At 70.9% G+C, this 822-nt stretch carries 1 protein-coding gene; it reads right to left on the bottom strand.

The annotated features are described in order from the left end of the window. Positions 1-253: 253 nt before the first annotated feature. Positions 254-822 (bottom strand): LysR family transcriptional regulator substrate-binding protein (locus G3I65_RS44470; RefSeq protein ID WP_160701440.1); only part of this gene is annotated, 569 nt, incomplete at its 5' end.

The raw sequence follows: 822 nt of genomic DNA, 5'->3' as shown, positions 1-822 counted from the left end.
GCGGCCGCGGCGCGGCGGACCGCCCGCGAGCTCTTGCGACGTGGCCGGTGCTTCGGCATGGTCGTCCCCGCTTCCCTCGATCTTCGCTGATCGCCTCACCCGATCGGCCCCACCCACCGGTACTGACCGGTAGGAGCAAGCTATCCGATGGAAGCAAACTTTGGCGAATGGCACAGCGAAATCCGGCCCTCGCGGAGAAGTTCGTCCTGATGGCACAAAACCTTCGTAGGGAATCTGTCACATTCACCAGGACTTAACGGGTCGCTGAGGACAGTTTGTCGAGCAGGGCGCCGGGGACGGTGATCCCGCGCTGCGCCACGTCCGAGGAAAACCGGCAGACGAGCGAATCCGACGGCGTCGCCGTGAACACCACGACTTCGCGGTGCAGGGCCGGCTTCAGCCGCCGCAGCGCACCCGAGAAGGTCCGGGTGAGCGCGGTCGTCGGCACCAGTGCCAGGCCGAGGCCCGCCGCGGCGAGCTGAGCCGCCGTCGACGCCTGTTTCGTCCGCATCACCGCGTTCAGCACCGCCCCGCGCCGGGCGGCCTCTTCGTCGAGCCAGCCGCCGAGGCCGTTGTCGGGGTGGTAATGCACCACCGGCTGCCCGGCGAGGTCGGTGATCGCCAGCGCCGCCCGGGTGGCGAGCGGGTGGTCCGCGGCCAGCGCCACGACGACCTCCTCGCGCCCGACGACCTCGACCGGCCCGGTCCAGCGGCTCGGCCGCGGCCCCGCGGCGACGTCCGCTTCGCCCGATTCCAGGGCGCTGACCAGCGCGTCCGCGCTCGTGGTTTCGGTCAGCGTGATCAGCACCTCCGGGCGGTGGC

The sequence above is a fragment of the Amycolatopsis sp. SID8362 genome, from assembly GCF_010550475.1.
GTDB classification, from domain to species: Bacteria; Actinomycetota; Actinomycetes; order Mycobacteriales; family Pseudonocardiaceae; genus Amycolatopsis; species Amycolatopsis eburnea.
Note: the sequence above shows the minus strand (reverse complement) of the source record. Positions and strands in the feature narration are given on the sequence as shown.